At 63.2% G+C, this 652-nt stretch carries 1 protein-coding gene; it reads right to left on the reverse strand.

Annotation, left to right across the window (positions count from 1 at the left end):
• Window positions 1-652: TCP-1/cpn60 chaperonin family protein (locus FNJ47_RS46415; RefSeq protein WP_283811397.1), on the reverse strand; the 652-nt coding region annotated here is incomplete at both ends.

Below are 652 nucleotides of genomic sequence, written 5' to 3' on the forward strand. Positions count from 1 at the left end.
CAACGCGGGCGTCGATGTCGGCCTTCTTGCCGGCGCCGTTGACGATCGTGGTGTTTTCCTTGTCGATCATCACCTTCTTGGCGCGACCGAGCATCTGCAGCGTGACGTTCTCGAGCTTGATGCCGAGGTCTTCCGAGATGGCCTGGCCGCCGGTCAGGATCGCGATGTCCTGCAGCATGGCCTTGCGGCGATCGCCGAAGCCCGGAGCCTTGACGGCCGCGACCTTCAGGCCGCCGCGCAGGCGGTTGACGACGAGGGTGGCAAGCGCTTCGCCTTCGACGTCTTCAGCGACGATCACCAGCGGCTTGCCGGTCTGCACCACGGCCTCGAGCAGCGGCAGCAGCTCGTTCAGCGAGGAGAGCTTCTTCTCGTTGATGAGGATGTAGGCGTCGTCCATCTCAACGCGCATCTTGTCGGCGTTGGTGACGAAGTAGGGCGAGATGTAGCCGCGGTCGAACTGCATGCCCTCGACGACGTCGAGTTCGGTCTCGAGCGACTTGGCTTCCTCGACCGTGATCACGCCCTCGTTGCCGACCTTCTTCATGGCGTCGGCGAGGAACTTGCCGATCTCGGCATCGCCGTTGGCCGAAATGGTGCCGACCTGGGCGATCTCCTCGTTCGAGGTGACCTTCTTCGAGTTCTTCTGGAGGTC

Origin of the sequence: Bradyrhizobium uaiense (assembly GCF_010811875.1) — a bacterium.
Taxonomy (GTDB): domain Bacteria; phylum Pseudomonadota; class Alphaproteobacteria; order Rhizobiales; family Xanthobacteraceae; genus Bradyrhizobium; species Bradyrhizobium uaiense.